The following is a 23,213-nucleotide window of genomic DNA, read 5'->3' as shown; positions in this document are numbered from 1 at the left end:
CGCTGACAGGAAAATAGATTCAGAGGATTATATGAACCAAAATAAAAACAAATCATACTTTAAAATTCGCAATTTATGGTCAACAAACGTAATACTATGGTGGCCAAAACTAGTGAAATATTTCAAACGAATGATTATGTCGCTACGTGATGGATTGAAAACTATAATAACGCGAATAAAAACGTATTTGACAATAAAAGTTGTTCGTTTATGGTTTTATATTACTTCGTTTAGTCGTGGGTTGCTTTTGAAAACAAGCAAGATTATGATAGGTATTATTGGCCTTATAATAGCATCATTTATTCTGGGTTATCCGCCTTTGCGAACAGCATTAAACACAACGCAATCAATAGATAAAATGCTCATTCAACTTGGTGCCACGTACGGAACAATTCTGGCACTTGTATTAACCCTATCAATTATACCAATACAACGTGCAGCAGAAGCTTGGTCATCTTCAATTGTCCGTCTTTATCGGAGAGACTTAATTACAAATGCATCGTTTGTAGCTCTTGCGATATTGTGTATAGCGTGCTTTGCTTTTTCTGCGGGTGGATTCGCTGGAGTTTCAGAAAACTTGAAATTAGCTGTTGCTATATTAACTCTGGGATTTAGTCTTGATCTGCTACGCTTGTATCATCGTCATATATGCAAGCTGTTAGATCCAACTTATTCAACAAATCTTGCTCTCAAGCAAGCAATGAGAACAATTGATCGTATAAAAAAGACAGTTAATCGATCAGCAAGACTTCATTATAAATTACTCCCGGAAGAAAAAAAGCAGGGAGTGGTAATTGAGGATATAGAAACGATTTATTATCCTCAAGTGTTCGGCTATCCCCAAACTATCAATAGTTGGATTAATGATTTATCTGAGATCGCAGTAAAAGCTATTTCTCGAAATGAGAAACTATTAACGAAATCGGCTGTGTATGCGATTGCTCATTTGACTATGTATTATTTATCTGCAAGAAAGCTAAATTTACTAATTTTGCCCTGCCCAGATACATTGCTGTTAACTTCCCAATCTGATGTAGAAGCAGTTACAGGCTGTTCCTATGAAATGTTAAATGAAATTAGCCGTATTGCTATATCACAAAATGATGAATCCGCAGCTTTAAGTGTTTCTGAAGCATACAAGAAAATTACTATCCACACAGCAAATTTAGGAGCAAGAAAATACCGGCCGAACACTGCACCATTGTCTATGAAACCAATTAACTACATGTTGTCATGCGTGAGGATTGCCCAAACAAAAGGGCTTGATGAGGTGCCGTTTCAGACGAGCGGCATGCTTTCTGGAATTATTAAATGTACTCCGAAGGATGTTGATGACTCAGACATTCACTTGCCAGTTATAAATGGAATATCAGAAATTGCTCAGTACTTCTATATTAACCGCAATCCTGTATTAGCAGAAGAAGTTATTAAACAGTATTTTATCATCCTTGACCATATGCTTCGGAATAAAGATTATTACTTCAAAGAAGTACTTGGCCAAGTTTTTCAAAAACTTGGAAATTTAGCGCCCTTTGCAATAATTAGTGAAACTCTTCAAGGAAGACTATCAATGAATCATCCGTTTACAAAGGCATATAGTCTTGTCGAACAAACTTCACTCGGGAATTTATTCGCTATGGCTGCAACTATATTTCCGAAAGTAGATCCTGAACGAGATGCGACAAATCCATATTACGAATTAATAGACATGACAGACATCATTGCACGGCACTTGCGCAATGTTGCAGAAAAAAATGAGTTTGGAGATAGTTTTCTTATTTGGGAGATTAATGAGCTAATTAAGCATATTGCTAAAGTTGTGTGTCAGATATTAGATAATCCACTACGATCTAACCAAAATGATGTGAAAGAATTAGTTGATAAATTCACGTGGATTTTGTCATTTTACTGGGTTGCTTTTGATAGAAAGAAGAGCATATTTAAAGAATGGACTGATATTGCATGTGATTCTATGGTGTACATAGGCCTTTTATTTTATACCCGAGAGTGGTGGCAAGATGTATTACTCTTATGTATTTCAAATATACGCTCAATCCTGGAATCATATTGCGAAATTTCTAAAAATCCTGATGATTACGCAATTGGTGATATATATGCACATTTTTATGCTATTCAATTAGTAATGCGTGCAAAAAACAATACACATATGGCAAACAAGGTTGACGAAGAAATTAAAACAAAACCGAAGGTTTTCACAGAAGAACAATGGAAAAATGTACAAAAACATATTTTACTTAGACAAAAACAACTTGAAGAACGATTACGGGAAAGAGGTGGATTTCCAGGCCCAAATGACGGAGAAGAATTAGCACGACAAATTCTTTCTAAACATCCGATTAAATAAAATCAATAAGTGGTCTAAAATGGAGATGAGGTATGTCTTGGAAATTATTTAAAAATGTTAGCAGTGACCAGATAATCGAATATTTGGATAAAGATTATAAAAACTCGATCCTCTTAGAAATGGGTGCTCTTCTAAAAGCAGGGATAGGAGAGTTTACTATTCCATTGATGTTTTTTAGTTATGTGCTGGAATTGAGTGAATATCTTCATGGTCAAAGACCCTTCGGGAAAGATGGTGAGGATGTTGAGTTAGGATTTATTCGTAATTATTTTGACACAAGTATTTACAAAGACCAGGAAGTTAAATGGTTTTATTACATGTATCGACATGGATTGTGTCATAGATTTCATCCACAAAATCTATTAATAGATCTCGAAAGTAAAAAAGCGATATTAAAGTGGTTGGTATTTTCTGATGAAGACGGTGAACGAAATAGTTACAGCCACAATTTCCAAATAGCAGATAATGATGGCAAAATAATATTTGAAAAAAGGCTTGATGTTAAACACTTCCAAATAGTGCAAGTTCATTCTGCCGGAGAAATAACGCATTTGAATAACTATGCTGGATATTGGTTGCCGATATCAATTAATGCCTTAAAGGTTGATTTAGTAATAGCGCTGGATAAGTATATTTCAGCAATTAGAAATAATATTATTTTGCAAAACAAATTTCGTGACAAGATAAAAAACATACACTATTCGGCTAAAATATATCCAACACCCAAAAAGCCACCGTACTATGAGTGCTATTAGTAGTAGGAAAATAAAGAGCTTTTATACTACTCTTCTTTTGTTAATGGGGAGCAGTAGGGTAGCGCTACCCCAAATTAAAAACCCCCGCACCAAAAGGTACGGGGGTTTTTAATTAAAACCTATACAACGAGTTGTCGGATGGGTTGCTTAGCCAAGTTTGGAAACATTGGATGCCTGAGGGCCTTTGGGACCGTCAACGACATCAAATTCTACTGCTTCACCTTCAGCCAAACTTTTGAATCCGTCGCCTTTGAGAGCTGAGAAATGAACAAATACATCACTGCCGCCTTCGCGCTCCAAGAAACCGAATCCTTTTGCATCATTAAACCACTTTACTTTACCTTGTACCATGAAATACGTTCCTCCTATAAAATGAACCTAACTGATCCCAACCCTATCCGGCTGAAATCTATAAGAAACATAAGCTTTATTTGGAGATATGTCAAATGGCATTTTGCCTTTTTTTCATCTTTATAGACAAATTGGATTAAGCACCAACCTCTCTCTCCCGGGCCAATGGTCTGGCCGCAATTGTCAAGCAGATGAAACGCCTGGCTGCACAAGCGCTGGAACCGTAATGGTCCGTCACCTGATTTGATTTTGTGACTTTTTCCTTGTTTTTATAGTTTGTTTTAAAAACCTGTGTTATTACTTTATTGGGAAGGCAATATCACGAAGATGGGGGTTTGACATGGTGAAAAGATATTTAGGGGTCAGGTATATTGCAGTTATTATTTTATGCGGTATGGCGACACTTGCGCAAGCTGCTACCATTCAAGTCACCAGCCGCGAGGACAGCGGTGCGGGGACGTTGCGCCAGGCGGTTCTGGATGCCACGGCAGGTGATACCATTACCTTTGGGCCGGGCGCCAGCGGCAATTCCAATTCCATCACGGTTTTCAGCGCAATATGGATTAATAATGAATTAATTATTGATGGGGAGAGTAATGACGTGGTGATCGGGTACTATCCGGCGCAGGAGAGTAATACGTATATGTTTTTGATTGCCATAACCAGTGATAATACGCAATTCAGAAATGTAGCGTTGGTGGATGCGTATCAGGCAATCCGCTCCGTTAATGCCGACAATATTTCAATTACCGGATGCAGGATCGGTCTTGACTGGACAGATGTAAGCCGGCCAAATCGCGACGGTCTTTACATTTTGGGCAGTACGAATGCAGTGATCGGCACACCCAATATCAGTGACCGCAACATTATATCCAGTAATACCCATTATGGCATATATGTTGGTCACTGCAGCAGTATGAAAATCCAGAATAATTATATTGGGACCGACAGCTCCGGGCTTTTGGCCCGGCCTAATTTAGTTGGCGTGGAGTTTGGTGATCAATGTGAAAATAATATGATCGGTGGGAGCTGGTATGCCAATGAGGGCAACCTGATATCCGGCAACAGCAACTCGGGTCTGCGTTTCACCTATGCGGCAACCTCGGGCAACAGTGTCTGCGGCAATGTGATCGGTCTGGGCAGTGATATGGCCACACCTTTGGGCCACTCCTTTGCCGGGATTGGTATCGGCAATTATTCCAATAACAACTGGATCGGTTTGCCTGTAGACGGTTATGGCAATACCATTGCGGCCAATGACCGCGGCATTTATAACACTGCCACAACCTCGCATCATTATATTATCCAGAACAACCAGATTACCAATAATTCCAGTTACGGTCTTGATCTGTATGGGTTTTCTTTCGCGATCGGCGGTCATTTGAATGCAGCATATAAGGAACGCAATCTGATATCCGGCAGCCAATACAATATCCGGCTGCAAGGATCGGGCAATACGGTAAGCGGCAATTTGATCGGCACCAACTGGGCCGGTGACGCGGCAGCCATCAGCGACCAGTGCGGGGTATGGATAACCGGTGATAATAATCTGGTCGGCGGACCCAATTTGTCAGCCGGCCAGATGCGGGGCAATTTGATTTCAGGCAGCAGTGGTACGGGAAACGCGGGTGTGCTCATTTACGACTGCCAGGGAAATACTGTGATCGGAAACATTATCGGCCTTAATCTGGCCGGAAATGCCGCGATTCCCAATTATCACGGCCTCCGCTTATATTACGCGAATGCCACCAACAATTATATCGGCGGTCCGGATCCCATCTACCGCAATATCATTTCCGGCAATAGTTTGAATGCGGTTTTTCTGGAACTTGCGGTTGGCAATTATATACTGGGAAATGATATCGGGTTGAGTCTTGACCGTAGCAGCGTAATCGAGAATTTTAACGGTTTCCAGCTTCGCGTCGCGATCGATAACGTGATTGGCGGACTGCTGCCTGAAGACCGCAACTATATTTACTGTTTAAACTACGGATTTGAACTGTATGACGGAGCGGACAACAATACCATATGCCAGAACTGGCTTAATTGCATGCCAGACGGCACGGCCACTGGATTGACCATGGGTACCGGTGTCCGTATTTCGAACGGGCAGGGCAATTTTTTTGGTATTCAGCATACCGGTTCGGGAAATATTTTTACCGGCATGAATTATGGAATTAGTATTTTAAATTCCAATGCAATTCAAAACGGTTTGTTTGCCAATACCATCACAGCGATAGGCCATGATGCGATTCTGTTGTCCGCGGGCGGCAATACGGATAAAATACCGCCTGTGATTACGGCTGCCTCCAGCACCCTGATTTCCGGAACCGCGGGGAATAATGATTACATCGAGGTTTTCCTGGCTGAAGCGGGCGGAAATCCGGGAGGGAGCATTTCCCTGGTCGGCAGGACCACGGCCGATGGCTCGGGCAACTGGAGCCTCACGCCGTCCGGTCTGGTTGGCGGAGAGACGGTTTCCGCTTTGGCCACGGACAGCAGTAACAATACATCCTCGTTTGCAACGGATGTGGTTGTGATTGGACCGCCGACCGCAACCGCGACACCTACCCGGACCATCACTTTTACCGCAACCGTGACACCCACCATTACCCTGACCGGAACTATTACATTGACCCAAACCGTCTCACCCACTTTGACCGTAACGCCAACCGCAACCGTGACACCGGACAATCCTTTGCTCAATGTCGACCTGGGCGGCCGGCCGGCGTTGGCATTTCCCAATCCAGCCAAATCAGAGATGCGCTTTGTGCTCCATTTGGAGCAAGCTGCCCAGGTTGAGATTATGCTCTATAATTTGATCGGTGAGCGCGTGGCGGTACTGCAGGAAAATTTACCGGAGGGTCCGGGCCAAAGCCTGGACTGGGACTGCAAAGATGTTGCGCCCGGTGTCTATATGGCGCGTGTTATTGTGCAAGGGAGCGTGAAGGGGACTATCAAAGTTAGCATTGTTAAATAAATTGCATAAAAACAGTCGGCGTATATCCCAAACCTGACACAGGGTTGTCACGTGATTGTGTTATGATGTGCGCAACATTAATACTGCCAAGGGAGGCTGTCATGGATGCGTTGAAAATGATACAAGTGACACCGGAAAATTATCAGACGTTTGCCTTTTGTGGGTATAAAAATCCAAAACGGCCCGGGTATCAGGAAAAAACCGGGTGGGTTTTAGAACAGTTGAAACACGGTTTGAGAGTATTTATGCTTCATTCTGAAAAAACCGGAACACAGGGAATGATTGAATATATGCCGGGTAAAACTTGCTGGCGGTCCATCCGGGCGGATAAGTATATGGTGATTCACTGTTTGTTTGTGGGATTTAAAAAAGAATTTAAAGGGCACGGATATGCCTCCAAGCTGATTGAACAGTGTGAAGCGGATGCAAAGAAACAAAAATTGGCGGGTGTTGCCGTGGTGGTGCGTAAGGGTTCTTTTATGGCGGATGAACGGATATTTCTAAAAAGAAAGTATGCGGTTGTGGACCGGTCAGAGCCCGATTTTTTATTGATGGCAAAGACATTTTCCACACAGACACGGACACCGCCACCTTGCTTTGCAGTGCAATTAAAAACCATCCCGGAAAAATGGAAAAAGGGACTCATTCTTTTCAGAGCTGATCAATGTCCTTATACGGTGACCAATGTGCAGGAAATGGCGGAGGTTGCGAAAAATGAATTTAAGCTGACACTCAAGATTGTGGATTTAAATGACAGCAGAGCAGCACAGCAAAGTCCGGTGCCGTTTGGGACGTTTGGGATACTGTATCAAGGTGATATTCTGGCATACCATCCCATCAGCGCAACGAGATTTAGAAATATTCTGAAAGCGCTCAAAGATTGACCAGCTCCATGACACACTAAAAAACGCGAAAAAAATGTGGAACGGTAAGTTAAGGATTGACTTTCAATTTTATAACGATAAAATCTATCTAATAAAAAAAGTCTTATGTTCCTCGCGAGAGGATGAAAAGGGAAGACGGTGCAAGTCCGTCGCGGTCCCGCCGCTGTAACCGGTGACGAACACCCAAATGACCACTATTCAATACGGATGGGAAGGTTGGGTTAGTAGAACGATCCGGAAGCCAGAAGACCTGCTTAAGACAAAAAACTTGTTTGACCCTCGTGGATTGGGGTGAAGCAGCCGGGAAAGCATCATCGGAAGGCAGGACTTTCAATGATCCCCTGGTCTGTTTTATGCCCCGTGCATGACAGGTCAGGGTTTTTTATTTTGAAAGGGGGCCCGAGGATGGCCAAAACTGCAGTTTTAGGATTTCCCAGAATGGGAAAAAAACGCGAGCTTAAAAAAGCTCTGGAAAAATATTGGAGGGGGGAAATAAATAAGGAAGAATTACTTGAGGTTGCTTCAGCATTAAGAGTCGCTCACTGGCGGCTAATGCAGGAACATCAATTGGGAATTATTCCTTCCAATGATTTTTCGTTTTATGATCAGGTTCTTGATACGACTTGTATGGTAGGTGCCGTGCCCGAACGCTACAATTGGAATGACGGTGATATTGATCTTGATTTATATTTTGCAATGGCACGCGGTAAAAAAAACGACAATCAGAATATTCCCGCCATGGAAATGACCAAATGGTTTGATACCAACTATCACTATCTTGTTCCTGAATTTAAAGAAAACCAGGAATTTAAACTTTATGCATTGAAAGCGGTTCGGGAATTTGAAGAGGCCAAGGCAATGGGGATTCATACCCGGCCTGTTTTGCTTGGGCCGGTTTCTTATCTTTTGTCGGGAAGAATGGTTGATGGCGCGGCATCAGTATTAACATTATTGCCATTACTTTTGCCGGTTTATGAAGCTATATTGGATAAATTGGCGGAAGCCGGGGCGGATTGGATTCAGATGGATGAACCCTGTTTGGTTTTGGACCGGGCAGAAGACGTTGCTGCAGCTGTTCATAAAACCTATAAACAATTATCATCAGTAGATTCAAGATGGAAAATACAATTAACCACATACTTTGGCGGTATCACAAATTATTTAAATGACATTGTCAATTGTCCAATCGATGGTTTACATGTTGATCTTGTTAGAGCGCCGGAACAACTTGATCAGGTTTTGGAAATCATCAGACCGGATCAACAATTGTCTCTGGGTGTGATTAATGGGAGGAATATCTGGCGCAGCGATCTGGGGATTTTTATTCCAATGATTGAAAAAGCGATAACCAAGCTGGGTGAAAATAATGTAATCATTAGTTCTTCATGTTCGTTATTGCATGTTCCGTTTGGCCTGGAAGAAGAAACCGAGCTTGATGAGGAGATTAAATCCTGGCTGTGTTTTGCAAAAGAAAAAATGGATGAAATAGTCCTTTTAGGAAAAGTGGGCACTCAAGGAAAGAGTGTAATAGCTGATGAATTAACCAAAAGACAGGCAGCTGTTCAATTCAGACGAAAATCGGAAAAAGTCAATCAATTACGGATTAAAGAACGGGGTCGCAAAGTTACTGCCCGGATGCTGGCCAGAAATGCTCCGTTTAATGAACGGAAAAAGATGCAGCAGGAAAAATTCCGGCTGCCTTTGTTGCCGACAACAACGATCGGATCTTTTCCGCAGACGCAATCGGTTCGTTTGAAAAGACGGGATTTAAAATCAGGGAAATTGAATCAGGAAGCGTACCAACAGTTTTTAAAGGAAGAAACAAGAAAGTGTATCGCATTTCAGGAAGAGATAGGCCTGGATGTATTGGTGCATGGAGAATTTGAACGTACGGATATGGTTGAATATTTTGGTGAACATCTGGATGGTTTTGTCTTTACTAAAAACGGATGGGTACAGAGCTATGGGTCTCGCTGTGTCAAACCGCCGATTATTTATGGAGATGTGGAAAGAAAAGAACCGATGACCGTAGCGTGGAGTTCTTTTGCACAATCTTTAACGAAAAAACCAATGAAAGGCATGCTTACCGGACCGGTTACTATTTTGCAATGGTCTTTTGTACGTGATGATCAGCCGAGGAAGGATACCTGTCAACAAATCGCCTTGGCGATTCGGGATGAGGTAGCTGATTTGGAACGAGCGGGTATTCATGTGATACAGATTGATGAACCGGCTTTGCGGGAAGGGTTGCCGCTGAAAAAAACCGAATGGCCCGCATATCTGAAATGGGGAGTGGATTGTTTTCGATTGGCATCAGCGGGGGTTAAGAATGAAACGCAGATTCATACGCACATGTGTTATGGGGACTTTGAGGATATTTTGGATGCCATTGCCGCAATGGACGCAGATGTTATATCGATTGAGGCCTCGCGGTCGGATATGGTGCTTTTGACGGCCTTTGGTGAATTTAAGTATCCCAATGATATCGGTCCGGGAGTTTATGATATCCATTCACCGCTTGTTCCGGAAAAGGAAGCAATTATCAATAGGATGAAAAAAGCAATGGCAGTTATGGCGGTTGAACAATTGTGGATTAATCCTGATTGCGGAGTGAAGACCAGAAATTGGCCTGAAGTCAACGATGCCTTGCACAACATGGTTGCAGCAGCCAAAGAGCTGAGAGGGCAAATCAAGATAAGCGGATAAATTTCTGTTAGCGTGTGGCAATACTGCAGGAAGAGTTGCCGGAGGGTCCGGGTCAAAGTCTGGTCTGGGACTGCCAAGATGTTGTGCCCGGTGTCTATATGGCGCGTGTTATTGTGCAAGGGAACGTGAAGGGGACGATTAAAATCAGTAGCATTAAATAGGAATGGATTGTAAATTTGACCAGGGCGTCAGTGGGAATAAAAAAGCGCTTTATTATTTATTTATAATAACCGATAATTTATTTGACAGGTTTACCACGCAATGGTAAGGTGAACCCCCTTCTTTGCTAAGGCAAAAAATGGGTATTGAAAATTTTGGAGGAACAAGATTCATGTCAGTTCAAGGTAAGACAAAATGGTTTAATGGAACAAAAGGTTATGGTTTTTTGGAACAGAACGATGGCGGTGAAGATGTATTTGTACATTTTTCAGCCATCCAGGGTGACGGCTTCCGTAACCTGAACGAAGGCGACGAAGTTGAATTCGACATTGTCCAGGGACCGAAAGGCGCCCAGGCAGCCAACGTTCGCAAAATCGGCTAACTTTAACAAGTATATTCAATTTTGCCAATGATTGAAACGGCCCCCTTAAAGGGGGCCGTTTTTTTTTGAAATGTTACACGGATTTTCATCAAAGAGGGATATCATATGTCATTTTGGATGCTTTTAGGTGTAGCTGTGGGTTTAGGCATGGATGCCTTTGCAGTAGCTATCGCCACGGGTGTGAAATTATGCCGGCCGAACTTAACACAAACCATGAGAATGGCAGGGGCGTTCGGATTTTTTCAGTTTACTATGTCGGTGATCGGTTGGAAGGCTGCGTCTGTATTTGTAGGATATTTCAGGGATATATCTCATTGGATTGCTTGTATATTGCTGTTGCTGGTGGGGTTGCATATGATTTGGGATAGTATGCAAGGTGCGGATAGAAAGCGGAAATCTGGCGATCCAACCAAGGGTTGGATTTTATTAACTTTGGCTATTGCAACCAGCATTGATGCTTTGGTTGTTGGAATTGGGTTTTCAGTACTTGAGACACCCATTTTTTGGCCGGCCGGATTGATTGGTTTGGTTGCGGCAGGGATGACTGTGGTGGGATTGGAAATTGGTTGCCGGTTTGGTTTGGCTTTGGGGAAACGCATGGAAATATTGGGAGGGTTGATTCTTGCAGGTATTGGTATCAAGATATTGGTCGGGCATTTTTAAATACAAGCTGGTTACCACCAATACCTATGTTAATCCAGTCATCGCAGTTTTTTTAGGATGGATTATTCTGGGGGAGGTGATCACCCCGGGGACAGTACTTGCAATTGTTTTAGTCATTTTTTCCATCGCCGGTATCATGAGAAATAACCGGACTCAAAAGGTCTGAAGCCGGGGAGGGGATATGGCGCTTGACAAAGCACTTTTATCCCTCATAAACTTAAATTATACAGAATTTATCAGGGAATAGTTCTAATGTCTGCTTCAGTACCGGTTGAAATGAAGCGGCAGGCCCCCACACTCAGGAGATGACGATGACAAAAATTAAAGGAACCGGATTAATTATACTTAAAAAATTGATTGAAGACAAAGGGCCGGAGGCAATAAAACAGCTCGAAAAAAATCTTTCGCCGGAAGCATTGAAAATATGGGAATCCACGACACTGGCGATTTCCTGGATTGAGACGGAACTGGCATATGAGGGAACATTTTTATATGAAGGCTGTAAAGTCCTTTTTCCCGGGAACCTGCAAAAAGCACTCTGGGAGACAGGAAAAATAATGGCCAAGGAAGGGTTGCCCCGGTTTTATCAAATTTTTATTCGGATTCCTACGCCGCAATTTATTTTCAAGCGGGTGGCGCAATTATGGCATAGTTTTTATCGGGAAGGTGAGGCTTCAATCGAGAGTGAGGGAAAAAACACGGCGGTCTTTGTTCTGCGTGATTTTCCGGGCTATGACGCCAACATGCGCGTGTATATGACTGGTTATCTTTTTGGCATGGGAGATATTTTAGGGCTGAAAAATATTCGGGTTAGTCTTGATGAGGGCAATCCTCAGGAATGGAGATGGAACATCGTTTGGAGTTGAATAATCATTAAAATAGTATATGTTTTTTTTGTGAGGCGGTATTATGCTCAAAAATAAAAAAATTATTTTAACCGGTGTTTCGCGTGGTATCGGGCGGGAGACGGCGAAGTTATTATTGGAAAAGGGTGTCCGCCTTTTGGGGATCTCGCGCGATAAGGAGCGCATGGCAGTCACCGCTGCTTTGCTCGAAGAGAAAGGGGATTTTCAGGGATTGGTCCTCGACGTGTGCAATCCTGATGCTGCCCAGGCAGCGGCAAGCTGGGTCGAAGAAAACTGGGGAAGCCTGGATGTGCTGATTAATAATGCCGGTGTGATGACCTATACGCTTCATCCGAAGGAAGATACCCTGGAAATCATGGAGAAAACCATGTGGACCAACTTGTACAGTCCTCAGCAGATGATAAGGACATTGCTGCCTTGGCTGGAAAAAGGTCAGGAACCCCGGATTATTAATGTTTCGTCCGGTGCCGGAACCAAAAAAGCGGTGCAGACGGAAAAAGATATGATTAGCTATCGTTTGAGTAAATACGCTTTGAACGGATTGACCATGATGTGGGCCACTGCACTCCAGGGTAAAGTGGCGGTCAACAGTCTGGACCCGGGATGGCTTAAAACTGATATGGGTGGTTCCAATGCGCCCGGCGAGCCGGTTGACGGCGCTGTTCGGATTCTGGAATTACTGGCTAAACCGTTTGGCGAGACCGGCAAAACCTGGTACGGGGCTGAGGAACAGAAATTTTAGTAGGGTCATTTGTTTTGACCCGGCACCCGGCATTCGCCCCCGCATACGCAGGGCAAGCTGGGCAAGTCCGCCGGGCAAGAGTGCGGGGATTTCTTTACATGTTGAACAGGATGTTTTGGCAAGGTGATCGCTTGGGCGGGGAAATCCCGCCCAAGCGATTTTTTAGGAAGCGGTTGGTCCCACCATCAATTGTGTCAGCCTTTTTGAAAATGCCAGGGGATCTTTGACCTTGAACCCGGCGGTAAGCAGCGACTGATCGTAGATCAAAGAGACATAGTCGGATAATTTTTCTGAGGCTTGGTTTTCCTGGAAAAGCGTGTTCATGGTTTCTACAACCTTATGATTGGGATTGAGTTCCAGAATGTTTTTTTGTTCAGGCGACTCTTTGCCCATGGCTTTAAAGAGTTCCTGCATTTGGCGGGTCATGCCGGCATCATCCAATGCCAGGCAGGCCGGGCTGTCTTTGAGTAATTTTGAAAAACGGACTTCTTTGATATTATTTTCAAGTTTTTTCTGTATATAAGCGAGTAGATCTTTATAGGTTTCATTGGCTTTTTTTTGAGCTGCCTCGGCTTTTTCTTTTTCTTCGCTGCTTAAATCAACATCCCCGCGATTGATCGGTTTGACCGGTTTTTTCTTGTATTCAAAAAGATCAGGCAGAACAATTTCATCAATGGCTTCCAACATGAGCAGGACTTCCCAATTTTTGGATTGGAAAGTTTCCAGATAGGGCGAAGCGAGTGCCAATGCCCGGTCCTCGGCAGTATGATAATAGATGGCGGTTTGTTCAGACGGCATATCCGAACAATACTGATCAAGGGAACGCAGCTGACCCGGCTCGGTTTTGGTGCTCTCAAAAAGCAGCAGTTCGGCAATGGCTTCCCGGTTATCATGATCATAGTGCAAGCCTTCTTTTAATGCCGTGCCGAAGGTTTTGTAAAATTTCAGATATTTATCAAAATCCTTATCCTTCATGGTTTTGAGTGTAGCCAGGGTTTTCTTGACAATATTTTTACTGATTTTTTCCAACTGGGCATCCTGCTGAATCATTTCGCGCGAGACATTCAGCGGCAGATCACTGGTATCCACAACCCCTCTGAGAAAGCGCAGGTATGCTGGAATAAGTTTTTTGGCATCACTCATGATAAAAATCCGGTTGATATATAATTGGATGCCCTTTTGGGAATCGCGCATAAAAAGATCAAAAGGTGCCTGACTGGGAATATAAATGAGGGCTTTGAATTCAATGGTTCCCTCAGCGTGATAATGAATGGTTTCTAGAGGATCGGTGAAATCATGGGAAACATGCCGGTAAAATTCATGATATTCTTCCGGGGTGACATCTTTTTTTTGTTTGGCCCAGATTGCTTTCATAGAGTTGAGCGTCTCGGTGATGATTTTTTTCTCTGGTTTGGCATTCTCGATCGGTTTGCCCTCGGCATCTTGCGGGGTTTCCTCACGTTCCACATCCATTAAAATCGGGAACTCGACAAAATCAGAGTATTTTTTAACCAGAGAGCGGATTTCATATTCTTCCAGATAGGTCCGGTTTTCTTCATTGAGATGAAGGATAATATCCGTGCCGCGCTTGGATTTGTCATCCGGCGTGATCTCAAAGCCCTGTTTGCCGTCCGAGACCCAGCGGTGCGCCGGGTCCTGGGGTGGCTTGGAAACCACCTCGACCTTGTCAGCGACCATGAAGGAGGCATAAAAGCCTACGCCGAATTGACCGATGAGATTAACATTATCCTTGCTTTGCTGTAAGGTGGCCAAAAACTCTTTGGTGCCGGATTTGGCAATGGTACCGAGATTATTGACCAGATCATCATGATTCATGCCGATGCCGTTGTCGGAAAGGGTGAGTGTGTTGTTTTCTTTGTCCAGGCTGATTTTTATTTTCCAGTCAGCATCATCACCCGTAAGATCACTCTGGGTTACAGCCTGATAACGGAGTTTGTCAATCGCATCCGAGGCATTGGAAATGAGCTCGCGCAGAAAAATATCCTTGTGCGAGTAAAGGGAATGGACCACAAGATCAAGCAGTTGGCTGACCTCAGTTTTGAATTCAAGTTTTTCTACAGTTGGTTCTGTCATGTTTGTGCCCTCCAGCTATTGAGAATGTGTCTTGGATAAATAAGATCGTGAGAATAGACGTTTTACCATATTTCAAAGAAAAATCAACCCATTAATGCATTTTTATAGAAATGCCGAATACAGGTAACGCGGGGACGGAAAAAAGAATGCCGGCGAAAGACTGATGAAAAAATCATTTTACAGACGCAGAGAAAAGTTTGGGTTGGTGCTATAATGCTCCCAAACGCAGAAACGGGATTATTGTCTGCAGGAAAGCGCGAAAGATTCCAAAGGGAAATCCTTAAGTATGCTTACGCTGCTCACCATACCTGCATTGGAAATGTTTTTTCAGGCAGCCGGACTTCAGCACAAGCGGATCGTCTGGGATGATTATGTGAAACACCGGAATATCCGTTGGCAGGATTTTCATTAACCTGAAGCCAAACAGCAATCCCATTGGGCGGATGTTTATCGTGCCGGCTTGCGGGTGGCCTATTTACTGGAAATATAACAAGGCCAAGCCGGGGATATGTCCTGCCTGGCCTTGTTGTTGTTTTTTTATCGTGCCGGCGCGAATACAATGGGCAGCTTGCCCGGCGAATGCCGGGTAAGCCTGTGGATTTTTACGATTAAAAATATCCGAATTTGAAGAGTAGTTCGGCGGAAGCACCGCTCAGGTCTTGATTGCTCACGCCCTTGAGCTCACAGCCTTCTACATGCCGGTAACCGCCGCCCAGGCAGACCCGGAACCATTCGGTTACATTTAGCTCGGCATAGATCATGGGTTCGACCACAAAGACCGTATCTACCGGACCTTCCCAAGTATGTTTTTTATTACCGTCTTCGTCTTCATCAGCATAAACTTTGTCCAGGGTGCCGATACCGCCACCGGCAAACAAAGTGTGCACCACAAGATGGATCAACTGATCCGAGAAAAAAGTGTACCCCAACTCAATACCGCCGTAACCAAAATGGAGCTTCTTCATCTCACCGTCAAACTCACGCTGGATCTGGGAATCGGCCAGGTTATAGCCCGCACCGCCGATCATGAGTGAATGGTTAATGATCCAGCCACCCCGGCCGCCGATCATGTGTCCGGTCTCTCCGTCGATACGGGTGGGTTTATAACCCGCAGTACCGTATCCGCCGTTTGAGGTGATGCGGCCTTCAAACAGGCTGTTGATTTTGTAGGATGATTCTGGATTTTCAATCATGGCGGTTTCTTTCTCAGTCAGCATTGCCGGCTTGGAAACAACCGGTTGGGGCTCAGGTGTGGGTGTTGTTTCAGGAATGACGGATTGTTCTGCTGCAGGACTTGGTGTGCCCACTGCGGTTGGCATGGTCTCAGCCTGAATCTGCATAGCCAGGAATAGGGGAATGACCCATGCCAGAATAGATAGTTTTTTTCTCATGATAGTGCCTCCTATATTTAAAATGGTGATTGTTGCTTCTATTGGTGAAACACCGGGAGGTGGAGAATTTGTTACTTGAAATGCCGGTTATTAAAATAAATTTGTGCAAGGGACAGTCTAGGAACCATGCCGGGATTTTGATATGCAAATGACAGCCGTGATGGACCTATTTTTTTTTAGAGGATTTTTCGTTTTTGGATCCCATCCAGGGCCGGTTGGTGCCGAACCGCGTCAGGAGAATCGCGCCCAGACCGGGCAAAATGGCAATGAAGTAAAGGATGAAGCCGATGAAGGGGACGAAATGAACAAATTTAAGAATGAGCAGGCCAAAAATAACCGCGACCAAAGGCGAGAAACGGTTGGAGATTTTTGTGCCGACCAGATAGGCCATACTGGCAATGCCAAACCAGCTGGCAATCAGGAGAAAAACCAAAATGGCAAAGGCGATGGGGAGTCCGAATAAGGTAATGGCAAATCCGATCCCCAGGGGAACCAGCAACGCGACTGCAAAAATCCCCACCAGAATGGATTTGACCAGATCGTGGGAAGCCTCTTGCGCGGCATAGCGGATTTGATTGGGCCACATCAGTACAAAAAATACACACAGCAGTACCAGGATAACGGCGGTAGAGATTTTATATAAGAAGCTAAGGAACATAAGCTTTGCGATAGAAAAATAAGGGAGTGATTTCCAGCTGATTTTCCCGCCGATTTCCACTTTGGAGCCTTTGATGATCGCTGCGGTGCTGCTCTTGAGGATGCCGCCCAGACAGACCACATCGCCGCTGACATACGCTGAGGGATTGAGCACAATGTCGCCGCCAATGACAATCACGTTGCCCAGTACGCGGCCGGAAATTTCGGCATCGCCATTGATGACAACCACATCTTGTAACTCCAGTTCGACTGTAACAATCGCGTTTTCACCAATCCGGACCAGGTTTTTGGCCTGGACAAGCGCCGGCAGCAAAAATAAAGCTATCAATGAAATAAGAAAAAAACGTTTTAACATGGAAACACTCCAATAAAATCGAATATTTTATTGTCGCATTTTTTACCCGGATGAGACAAGATTAAAAATCAAACATCATCCGCAATAAATCGAGTTGTTATGCCGGTGCGAACATAATGGACGTGAGCCGAGGGGGAATTAAATTTTGAAAAAAAAATCAGGGCACATGTAAGGATTATACAGATACAGCGGTCATAAAGGGTTACAAGCATTTATTGCTGGAATCTCTTGGCAGAGCATTGTAAAATTACCCAAGCATTAAGGCAGTCCGGGAGGTGTGGTATGAAATTGAATATGGGAAGTCTTGATCGTATTTTGCGTATTGTGATTGCTTTGGTCATTACCGGCTTGTTTATCGGCGGTGTTTTAAAGGGGACACTGGGAATTGTGCTCATGGTGTTTGCGGTTGTCTTTGTAATGACAAGTTTTATAGGGTTTTGTCCCTTGTATACGTTGTTCGGCGGGTCGACGTGTAAAAGAAAGTCGTGAGGTGCAGGCAACAACATATCGCGGCTTTGGGAAGCCGATGCATGTTGCTCGGTATGGTGTTGGACACCCGGCCGGAAAAATGATTTGAAAGGAAAATCTTATGCCGCATGTGTGTCCCTGGTGGTTTGTCTGGACTTTTGACAATCCGGTGCGCAATCTGATCCACAATATAGAGAAAATTTACAGTCCTTATATCAAACCGGGCATGGAAGTCCTGGATATCGGCTGCGGGGGTGGATTTACCACCCTGCGGCTGGCCAGGCTCCTACAGGGCCGGGGACATGTGCATGCAGTGGATATGCAGGCAGCCATGCTGTCCATGACCCAAAAGCGCGCGAAAAAATTTGGGGTGGCGGACCGGATTGTATTGCATCAGTGCCGACAGGACAGTCTCGATATTACTGTAGCAGTCGATTTTGCCAATGTATTCTGGGTGGCGCATGAAGTGCCGGATATACAGGAATTTCTTAAGCAAATTTTTGGCAACTTGAAGCCAGGGGGACGGCTGCTGATTACAGAGCCCAAAATCCATGTTTCCGCACATGATTTTGAAAAAACCATACAGGTGGCACAGGCATTGGGATTCAAAACAGAGACACCTCCCAATATTGCATTTAGTATAACAATGTTATTTAAGAAATAGCCATGCTATGACAATCACACATCGTCACTGATATAACTTTCCTAAAAGTGCAGTGTAGCACCGGCCAGATAGAGGGGGCGCATATCTTTTTTAATGCTTTCCGATACTTCTTTTTCCCAGCCAATTTCTGCGCGATAAATATAGGCACTACCCACTCCGCCAAATACTGAAAGGCGCCGGTAAAAGGTTGCACCTGCCATTACCCGGAGTTGGGCCATCTGCAAGTCATCATCAGTGAAGGTATCAGTTGGGCGATGATTTATAAAAACAAAGCCTGTATCCGCTGCTACATAATATTTTTGTGTGATAGGAATCTGAACTCCATAATAAAAACCGCCACCCCAAGCATTTTCCGAATCATCCATCGCAGATTTTTTATTACCGGCAATGATTGAATAGAAATGTCCTGCTCTGAATTTAGCGCCGAGATTAAAACCACTCTGATTATCCCACCAGGTGGTCAGTCCCACACCGCCGTTTTTTGCAAGATTGACCAAACCGATAGGGACTCCGTTTTGCTCATCTGCAATATTTACAATGCCGATTTGAACGCCCCGGGATTTTCCATGAACAATATTGATCCCGCCGGACAGTTGAGCGCCTTCCATCTCAGTAGTTGCAATATTTACCATCCCGGCCGCTTGAATTCCCCGGCAGGGGCCGTGGGTCAGGTTGAAAATCCCGGCAAATTGCCCGGCATTGGCACGGCCCTCAATCATATTATAAACGCCGCTACTTTGAAAACCCCGGACATTGCCCCGGCAAATACTAAAGATACCGGCTGTCTGGACGCCATGAAGATCACCGCCCAGTTGGTTGAAAATCCCGGCTGCCTGGACCCCATGCAATCTTTTACCTAAAAAATTATAAATGCCGCCAATTTGGGCACCCTGCATATCCCAACCGGTATCATTGCCGATTGCCGAGATTTGAGCGCCGCGGCTATTTTCAAGAATAATATTCGGCCCCACAGCCAGGGAAATACCGTCAACCTTGCCGCTCGAAACACCCAAAAGTCCGATCGCATTGTGATGCAAAATATTTTTATAGACTTTCGGTTCAGCCATCAACATAAAATCCCAGGGGACTACTTGAGCATCCCCGGCATGAAAGAGCACCGGGTCTTTATAAGCGGTTTTCGCTTTTGCCGGGTTACCCCGTGCCACGGTTGATTCACGCATCACTTTTTCAAACTGCGCCTTTGCGACGTGTAATTCCTGACCAAGGGTCAAATGGACCGAGGCCGCATACAAGGCACGGTTTATTTCGTAGCTGATTGTGTAATCGCCTTCTTCGAGACCGATCTGCATGGACTTGCCGTCGGATTTGCGCATTTCCAGGACCAACCGGTCTTCGTGGTCGCGTATAAAGATACGACCCTGGATACTTTTGTCAAACACCATGATCGCCGAACTCTGACGGATATCCGTCATGATGACGTCACCCGTGCCGGTCATCTGAATGTTATAATTGGGATGCTGCGGACCGCTCATGGTTTTTTCGGTATTCATCAGGGTTTCGTGATAGGCATACTGATAAGCTTCGTTGAGTGTGACCTTGCCATCCTGGCTCATATCCGCGGCACCACGCATGCCGGAAACCAGATAATGAGTAAAAAATGAGCTGCGCAGCCGGTCCGATTCCTGGGAAACCTCGTCCGAGGAACTCGAGGTTAAAAATGCGGAACCCTTCATGTCGTTGGCATCATCCAGCAAAAATGGCGGACGGGTCTTGCCGCCCTTGATCCGGGTGAATGCCCCGGAAGAGCAGGAGTCCAAAATGGCAATGCGTACATCAGCATTCACCGCTTCGATGGCATGTTTGATTTCAGTATAATAGACTTTCTCGCCGCCCAGCAGTACGGACTCTTCATCCGAATGCCCGGAGTAGTAAAAAATCATCTCGGTTTTTCCGGTCCGGCCGTGAATTTTGCGAACCTTGCGTTGAAGTGATTGAAGGGAAGCGAGCAAGGTCTCCCGGTTGGGTTCAACCAAAAACCGGCAATCAAGCGGAAACACGCCGCCGATTTTTTGAAAAAGTTTCATCACGGTCCGGGCATCGGATACAGCATAGCGCAGACGAACGCGGGATTCACCGCCGTCATTGGCCCCGACCACCACCGCAAAACGTCGCATACCGTCCTGGGGAACCGCCCTAACAGTTTGCGGCAGCGTCGTGATGAGCATGAGGCAGAATAAAACGGGTCCAATCCAAAAAGAATACTTCATCAGTGATCCCCCTTTTTCAGAACAACGGAAATCTGTTGCCAATCCTTTGGCAGCGCCAACGGGGCATGGATCGCCTGCTGTGTATTTTCGGCCAGTGCCCGGGCTGCCTGGAGAGTGGATTGGACATCCAATTCAACGGCTGATGTGATGAAAAAGAAGCGCTCAAAATCAGGCGCATCATCCAACTCATAGGCAGCCGGCAGCAAAGTTTTTTTTGCGGCAGCCAGCTTGGTGGTATCATCCGGTGTGCGGGGGAAATGCAAGGTGACCTGCCGGGCGCCGTCAATCGAGAGGATGACACCAAAGGATTGGGCTTCACTGTGATAAGCAATCTGTAATAAATCCCCCCGGCCAACCGTTTGGTTGTTTTTCAGCAGATCAATCGATTGCTCGCTTTTTCGGTAAACAAACAAACGGGACTCATTGCCTTTAATCCGAGTGGTTTCCCCGGAATGAAAAACATTGATTTGCAAAGCCGGCCAGGCCAAAAACAGGACCACGGCAACAGCGGCCATGGACAGAACCGGAAATGTAAATTTTCCGGGAAACCACTTCTGCCGGCCTGTTTGGGACGCCGGCATGGTTTTACAGCGGATGGCAGCAACCATACCGGAAGCCGGATAAGCTTGTGCAATGGCTTGGTTGGATTGCTTGAGCGATGCCAAGGCTTGTTGCAGGTCCGAATCCGTTTTAAGCTGCCGGGCAATGGCTTTCATCCGGTCAGCCGGCAGTTCCTCAAGCAGATATTGTTCAAGCATAAAAAGAGGAATGTTAGATCCCATTTTGGAACTCCTTTGCATCTTTGACCCTGGCTTTAAATTCCCGTACCCGTTTTCGGATGCCGGAGACGGAAAGGCCGGCAATCCGGGAGGTTTGCGCCAAAGTCATATGATCAACATAGAGCATGACCATGATGTCCCGGGTTGAAACAGGTACATGCTTGAAAAGACGATTCAGCAGATCGTGGTTGACCAGATGCTGAAGAGAATCGTCATGGCATGCAATGGTCAATAGAATTTGGTCATTCTCGTTTTCCGGGTGCCGTTTGGTTGAGCGTATAATATTGAGACAAGTATTGGTGGCCATGGTGTATAAAAGACTCGAGGGGTAGGTGTCTTTGAGCCGGGTTTGATTTTTAATCAGCTTGACGAAAACATCCTGCATGGCATCTAAAGCCCTTTCTTCGTTTTTAAGCAGACCCCGGCACCGTCGCAATACCATGGGTCCGTAGCGGGTATAGAGTACTTTGATGTCAATGGCCATACATGGTTCTCCTAAAACATGCTACTGATAAAACACCGGAGGTGTCATGAACTGTCACCCGCGTTTTCATGATGAGTTGAATATGTATCCGGGACGTTGTTCGATAATACGGTGATGATCGTTAAGCTTGCCTCAGAGTTTGTAAAGTGTTTTACCAACACGAGTTATATGATTTTTCAATTCCGGTTGTTCCAGCGATCCATAATCCACAACATCAACATAATAGGGGACCGGCAGTTGCTTTTTCAAAATTGGAATAACGCTGTTTCCAACGGATGTCTTTGTTTTCCATATTAACCTCATCTTGGTAATGGACTTCATTGCTATTAGCGGCATCATAACAAATTAAGCCGGGGAGCTTAAAGGGAAATCTTTTTTTCCTGATCAGTGGGGGGGACTGCCGTAGTCGGAATGCCGGTTTGATTTTTTTGAAAGAGCAGGGACACAAAAGGCCGGGATGCAATCCGGCTGGTAGGTGTGTCTGTGATTATTCGAAATCAATGTCCCGCATTTGTTTTTTCACCGGCCCTTCTTTTTTTGCCTGATCCAATGACTTGTTGAATAAATTATCCAGATCCTGGTGTTTGGTTTTTTCAGCTTGTTTGGATTTTTCGAAGAGCGCCTCGGCCAGTTTGGGGCTTGTTTTGACTTTTTTTAAGGAATCCTGGAAACGGTCACCCGTACTTTCTTCAATCAGCGGTTCCCGGGATTCAATAAGCTCGCCGGTAATGCGGTCCACAATTAAAACAACATTGCATTTGGGACAGGGAATTTTGAAATAATTTTCCATGCGTTACTCTCCGGAATTTTTGGGTGTGTGATCCTGCCGGTTCGCTCGCAGGGAAATGATGACCAAAAAAGTTAAAGCCAGCGGCAAAACCAAAAAAAGCCCGGACACACAGCCGCCTAACATACATGCCACCAGTGCGAGCGTCCCGGTACGGACTTGTTGGTAGAATTTTGCGACAAAAAAAGGGACCAAACCGACCAACGTGCCGCTTAACAATCCCGAAAAAGCATGGAGTTTCATTCTTCCGGGCAGCAACAGTATCACCACAATACACAAGAAAGCGGCAATAAGTATAAAACGGTATTGAGTAAAAAAAGTTTTTAGATCAGCTGGTTTTTGTAAGTCACTGTTTTTAGGCCCCTCTGACGGGCTGGATGTCATAACCGGATACCTCCTGAAAGAAATAGTTATTGAAAAGAAATTATTTCACTTTTTCAAGGGTTTGTCAAA

General features: G+C 44.8%; 23 protein-coding genes and 1 riboswitch. Of the genes, 13 read left to right on the top strand and 10 right to left on the bottom strand.

Annotated elements, in window-relative coordinates:
• Positions 1 to 31 precede the first annotated feature (31 nt).
• Both K8S19_08125 and K8S19_08120 read left to right on the top strand, forming a co-directional pair.
• Positions 32 to 2,365, top strand: coding sequence for a hypothetical protein (locus tag K8S19_08125; GenBank protein ID MCD4813643.1), 2,334 nt, complete (start codon positions 32 to 34; stop codon positions 2,363 to 2,365).
• A 32-nt stretch (positions 2,366 to 2,397) separates the two neighbouring features.
• Positions 2,398 to 3,120, top strand: a complete 723-nt coding sequence (locus K8S19_08120; protein ID MCD4813642.1) for a hypothetical protein — start codon at positions 2,398 to 2,400, stop codon at positions 3,118 to 3,120.
• 147 nt (positions 3,121 to 3,267) lie between these two features.
• On the opposite strand, the gene K8S19_08115 is transcribed toward K8S19_08120, so the two are convergent.
• Positions 3,268 to 3,471: a cold shock domain-containing protein gene (locus K8S19_08115; protein ID MCD4813641.1), complete on the bottom strand. Its 204-nt coding sequence runs from the start codon at positions 3,469 to 3,471 to the stop codon at positions 3,268 to 3,270.
• A gap of 340 nt (positions 3,472 to 3,811) precedes the next feature.
• On the opposite strand from K8S19_08115, the gene K8S19_08110 reads away from it, so the two are divergent.
• From K8S19_08110 to K8S19_08070, 9 genes are all read left to right on the top strand, one after another.
• A complete protein-coding gene (locus K8S19_08110) occupies positions 3,812 to 6,451 on the top strand; it encodes a hypothetical protein (protein ID MCD4813640.1) in 2,640 nt (879 codons plus the stop codon).
• Positions 6,452 to 6,552: 101 nt separating this feature from the next.
• Positions 6,553 to 7,335: a YoaP domain-containing protein gene (locus K8S19_08105; protein MCD4813639.1), complete on the top strand. Its 783-nt coding sequence runs from the start codon at positions 6,553 to 6,555 to the stop codon at positions 7,333 to 7,335.
• Positions 7,336 to 7,423: 88 nt separating this feature from the next.
• A riboswitch (cobalamin riboswitch) is annotated at positions 7,424 to 7,608 on the top strand.
• Positions 7,609 to 7,740: 132 nt separating this feature from the next.
• Positions 7,741 to 10,041, top strand: a complete 2,301-nt coding sequence (metE, locus tag K8S19_08100) for a 5-methyltetrahydropteroyltriglutamate--homocysteine S-methyltransferase (protein MCD4813638.1) — start codon at positions 7,741 to 7,743, stop codon at positions 10,039 to 10,041.
• Between the two features lie 14 nt (positions 10,042 to 10,055).
• Positions 10,056 to 10,202 (top strand): hypothetical protein, encoded by a 147-nt coding sequence (locus tag K8S19_08095; GenBank protein ID MCD4813637.1) that lies wholly within the window; start codon positions 10,056 to 10,058, stop codon positions 10,200 to 10,202.
• A gap of 170 nt (positions 10,203 to 10,372) precedes the next feature.
• Complete coding sequence (locus K8S19_08090) at positions 10,373 to 10,582, top strand: cold-shock protein (protein ID MCD4813636.1); 210 nt, start codon at positions 10,373 to 10,375, stop codon at positions 10,580 to 10,582.
• A gap of 105 nt (positions 10,583 to 10,687) precedes the next feature.
• Positions 10,688 to 11,245 (top strand): manganese efflux pump MntP family protein, encoded by a 558-nt coding sequence (locus tag K8S19_08085; protein ID MCD4813635.1) that lies wholly within the window; start codon positions 10,688 to 10,690, stop codon positions 11,243 to 11,245.
• Complete coding sequence (locus K8S19_08080; protein ID MCD4813634.1) at positions 11,205 to 11,411, top strand: EamA family transporter; 207 nt, start codon at positions 11,205 to 11,207, stop codon at positions 11,409 to 11,411. Before K8S19_08085 ends, K8S19_08080 begins: the two co-directional genes overlap by 41 nt.
• Before the next feature lie 145 nt (positions 11,412 to 11,556).
• Positions 11,557 to 12,111, top strand: coding sequence for a hypothetical protein (locus tag K8S19_08075; GenBank protein ID MCD4813633.1), 555 nt, complete (start codon positions 11,557 to 11,559; stop codon positions 12,109 to 12,111).
• A 43-nt stretch (positions 12,112 to 12,154) separates the two neighbouring features.
• Positions 12,155 to 12,853, top strand: coding sequence for an SDR family NAD(P)-dependent oxidoreductase (locus K8S19_08070; protein ID MCD4813632.1), 699 nt, complete (start codon positions 12,155 to 12,157; stop codon positions 12,851 to 12,853).
• Between the two features lie 162 nt (positions 12,854 to 13,015).
• On the opposite strand, the gene htpG is transcribed toward K8S19_08070, so the two are convergent.
• The 3 genes from htpG to K8S19_08055 all read right to left on the bottom strand — a co-directional run bounded on the left by htpG (position 13,016) and on the right by K8S19_08055 (position 17,350).
• Positions 13,016 to 14,947: a molecular chaperone HtpG gene (gene htpG / locus K8S19_08065; GenBank protein ID MCD4813631.1), complete on the bottom strand. Its 1,932-nt coding sequence runs from the start codon at positions 14,945 to 14,947 to the stop codon at positions 13,016 to 13,018.
• Between the two features lie 608 nt (positions 14,948 to 15,555).
• Complete coding sequence (locus K8S19_08060; GenBank protein ID MCD4813630.1) at positions 15,556 to 16,338, bottom strand: hypothetical protein; 783 nt, start codon at positions 16,336 to 16,338, stop codon at positions 15,556 to 15,558.
• A gap of 166 nt (positions 16,339 to 16,504) precedes the next feature.
• The gene (locus K8S19_08055; GenBank protein MCD4813629.1) at positions 16,505 to 17,350 is read right to left on the bottom strand and encodes a polymer-forming cytoskeletal protein; all 846 of its coding nucleotides are present in this window, start codon (positions 17,348 to 17,350) and stop codon (positions 16,505 to 16,507) included.
• A gap of 282 nt (positions 17,351 to 17,632) precedes the next feature.
• Here K8S19_08055 and K8S19_08050 point away from each other — a divergent pair, with 282 nt between their 5' ends.
• Positions 17,633 to 17,839, top strand: coding sequence for a DUF2892 domain-containing protein (locus tag K8S19_08050; GenBank protein ID MCD4813628.1), 207 nt, complete (start codon positions 17,633 to 17,635; stop codon positions 17,837 to 17,839).
• 100 nt (positions 17,840 to 17,939) lie between these two features.
• Entirely contained in the window at positions 17,940 to 18,482 is a 543-nt protein-coding gene (locus tag K8S19_08045; protein MCD4813627.1) for a class I SAM-dependent methyltransferase, read from the top strand.
• A gap of 41 nt (positions 18,483 to 18,523) precedes the next feature.
• Here the strand turns inward: K8S19_08045 and K8S19_08040 are convergent, their stop codons facing one another.
• The 6 genes from K8S19_08040 to K8S19_08015 all read right to left on the bottom strand — a co-directional run bounded on the left by K8S19_08040 (position 18,524) and on the right by K8S19_08015 (position 23,144).
• Entirely contained in the window at positions 18,524 to 20,710 is a 2,187-nt protein-coding gene (locus K8S19_08040) for a caspase family protein (protein ID MCD4813626.1), read from the bottom strand.
• Entirely contained in the window at positions 20,710 to 21,492 is a 783-nt protein-coding gene (locus K8S19_08035) for a hypothetical protein (GenBank protein MCD4813625.1), read from the bottom strand. Before K8S19_08035 ends, K8S19_08040 begins: the two co-directional genes overlap by 1 nt.
• Positions 21,482 to 21,973 (bottom strand): RNA polymerase sigma factor, encoded by a 492-nt coding sequence (locus K8S19_08030; protein MCD4813624.1) that lies wholly within the window; start codon positions 21,971 to 21,973, stop codon positions 21,482 to 21,484. Before K8S19_08030 ends, K8S19_08035 begins: the two co-directional genes overlap by 11 nt.
• 132 nt (positions 21,974 to 22,105) lie before the next feature.
• Complete coding sequence (locus K8S19_08025; GenBank protein ID MCD4813623.1) at positions 22,106 to 22,276, bottom strand: hypothetical protein; 171 nt, start codon at positions 22,274 to 22,276, stop codon at positions 22,106 to 22,108.
• A 184-nt stretch (positions 22,277 to 22,460) separates the two neighbouring features.
• Positions 22,461 to 22,763 carry a hypothetical protein gene (locus K8S19_08020; GenBank protein ID MCD4813622.1) on the bottom strand — a complete coding sequence of 101 codons (303 nt, stop codon included), beginning with the start codon at positions 22,761 to 22,763 and terminating at the stop codon, positions 22,461 to 22,463.
• A gap of 3 nt (positions 22,764 to 22,766) precedes the next feature.
• Positions 22,767 to 23,144 carry a hypothetical protein gene (locus tag K8S19_08015; GenBank protein MCD4813621.1) on the bottom strand — a complete coding sequence of 126 codons (378 nt, stop codon included), beginning with the start codon at positions 23,142 to 23,144 and terminating at the stop codon, positions 22,767 to 22,769.
• Positions 23,145 to 23,213 lie beyond the last annotated feature (69 nt).

The sequence above is a fragment of the bacterium genome, assembly GCA_021108215.1.
Taxonomy (GTDB): domain Bacteria; phylum Oederibacteriota; class JAAXVQ01; order JAAXVQ01; family JAUVAV01; genus JAIORK01.
The sequence above is the reverse complement of the archived record's forward strand: the minus strand, read 5'-3'. Positions and strand labels throughout refer to the sequence as shown.

What these genes read in the sequence shown, in the direction of transcription:
- K8S19_08035 (MCD4813625.1), bottom strand. Translation starts at nt 21,492, where the DNA reads ATGGGATCTAACATTCCTCTTTTTATGCTTGAACAATATCTGCTTGAG.
- K8S19_08070 (MCD4813632.1), top strand. Translation starts at nt 12,155, where the DNA reads ATGCTCAAAAATAAAAAAATTATTTTAACCGGTGTTTCGCGTGGTATC.
- K8S19_08125 (MCD4813643.1), top strand. Translation starts at nt 32, where the DNA reads ATGAACCAAAATAAAAACAAATCATACTTTAAAATTCGCAATTTATGG.
- K8S19_08060 (MCD4813630.1), bottom strand. Translation starts at nt 16,338, where the DNA reads ATGAGAAAAAAACTATCTATTCTGGCATGGGTCATTCCCCTATTCCTG.
- K8S19_08025 (MCD4813623.1), bottom strand. Translation starts at nt 22,276, where the DNA reads ATGAGGTTAATATGGAAAACAAAGACATCCGTTGGAAACAGCGTTATT.
- K8S19_08040 (MCD4813626.1), bottom strand. Translation starts at nt 20,710, where the DNA reads ATGAAGTATTCTTTTTGGATTGGACCCGTTTTATTCTGCCTCATGCTC.
- htpG (MCD4813631.1), bottom strand. Translation starts at nt 14,947, where the DNA reads ATGACAGAACCAACTGTAGAAAAACTTGAATTCAAAACTGAGGTCAGC.
- K8S19_08020 (MCD4813622.1), bottom strand. Translation starts at nt 22,763, where the DNA reads ATGGAAAATTATTTCAAAATTCCCTGTCCCAAATGCAATGTTGTTTTA.
- K8S19_08075 (MCD4813633.1), top strand. Translation starts at nt 11,557, where the DNA reads ATGACAAAAATTAAAGGAACCGGATTAATTATACTTAAAAAATTGATT.
- K8S19_08045 (MCD4813627.1), top strand. Translation starts at nt 17,940, where the DNA reads ATGCCGCATGTGTGTCCCTGGTGGTTTGTCTGGACTTTTGACAATCCG.
- K8S19_08115 (MCD4813641.1), bottom strand. Translation starts at nt 3,471, where the DNA reads ATGGTACAAGGTAAAGTAAAGTGGTTTAATGATGCAAAAGGATTCGGT.
- metE (MCD4813638.1), top strand. Translation starts at nt 7,741, where the DNA reads ATGGCCAAAACTGCAGTTTTAGGATTTCCCAGAATGGGAAAAAAACGC.
- K8S19_08110 (MCD4813640.1), top strand. Translation starts at nt 3,812, where the DNA reads ATGGTGAAAAGATATTTAGGGGTCAGGTATATTGCAGTTATTATTTTA.
- K8S19_08055 (MCD4813629.1), bottom strand. Translation starts at nt 17,350, where the DNA reads ATGTTAAAACGTTTTTTTCTTATTTCATTGATAGCTTTATTTTTGCTG.
- K8S19_08120 (MCD4813642.1), top strand. Translation starts at nt 2,398, where the DNA reads ATGTCTTGGAAATTATTTAAAAATGTTAGCAGTGACCAGATAATCGAA.
- K8S19_08090 (MCD4813636.1), top strand. Translation starts at nt 10,373, where the DNA reads ATGTCAGTTCAAGGTAAGACAAAATGGTTTAATGGAACAAAAGGTTAT.
- K8S19_08015 (MCD4813621.1), bottom strand. Translation starts at nt 23,144, where the DNA reads ATGACATCCAGCCCGTCAGAGGGGCCTAAAAACAGTGACTTACAAAAA.
- K8S19_08085 (MCD4813635.1), top strand. Translation starts at nt 10,688, where the DNA reads ATGTCATTTTGGATGCTTTTAGGTGTAGCTGTGGGTTTAGGCATGGAT.
- K8S19_08105 (MCD4813639.1), top strand. Translation starts at nt 6,553, where the DNA reads ATGGATGCGTTGAAAATGATACAAGTGACACCGGAAAATTATCAGACG.
- K8S19_08050 (MCD4813628.1), top strand. Translation starts at nt 17,633, where the DNA reads ATGAAATTGAATATGGGAAGTCTTGATCGTATTTTGCGTATTGTGATT.
- K8S19_08030 (MCD4813624.1), bottom strand. Translation starts at nt 21,973, where the DNA reads ATGGCCATTGACATCAAAGTACTCTATACCCGCTACGGACCCATGGTA.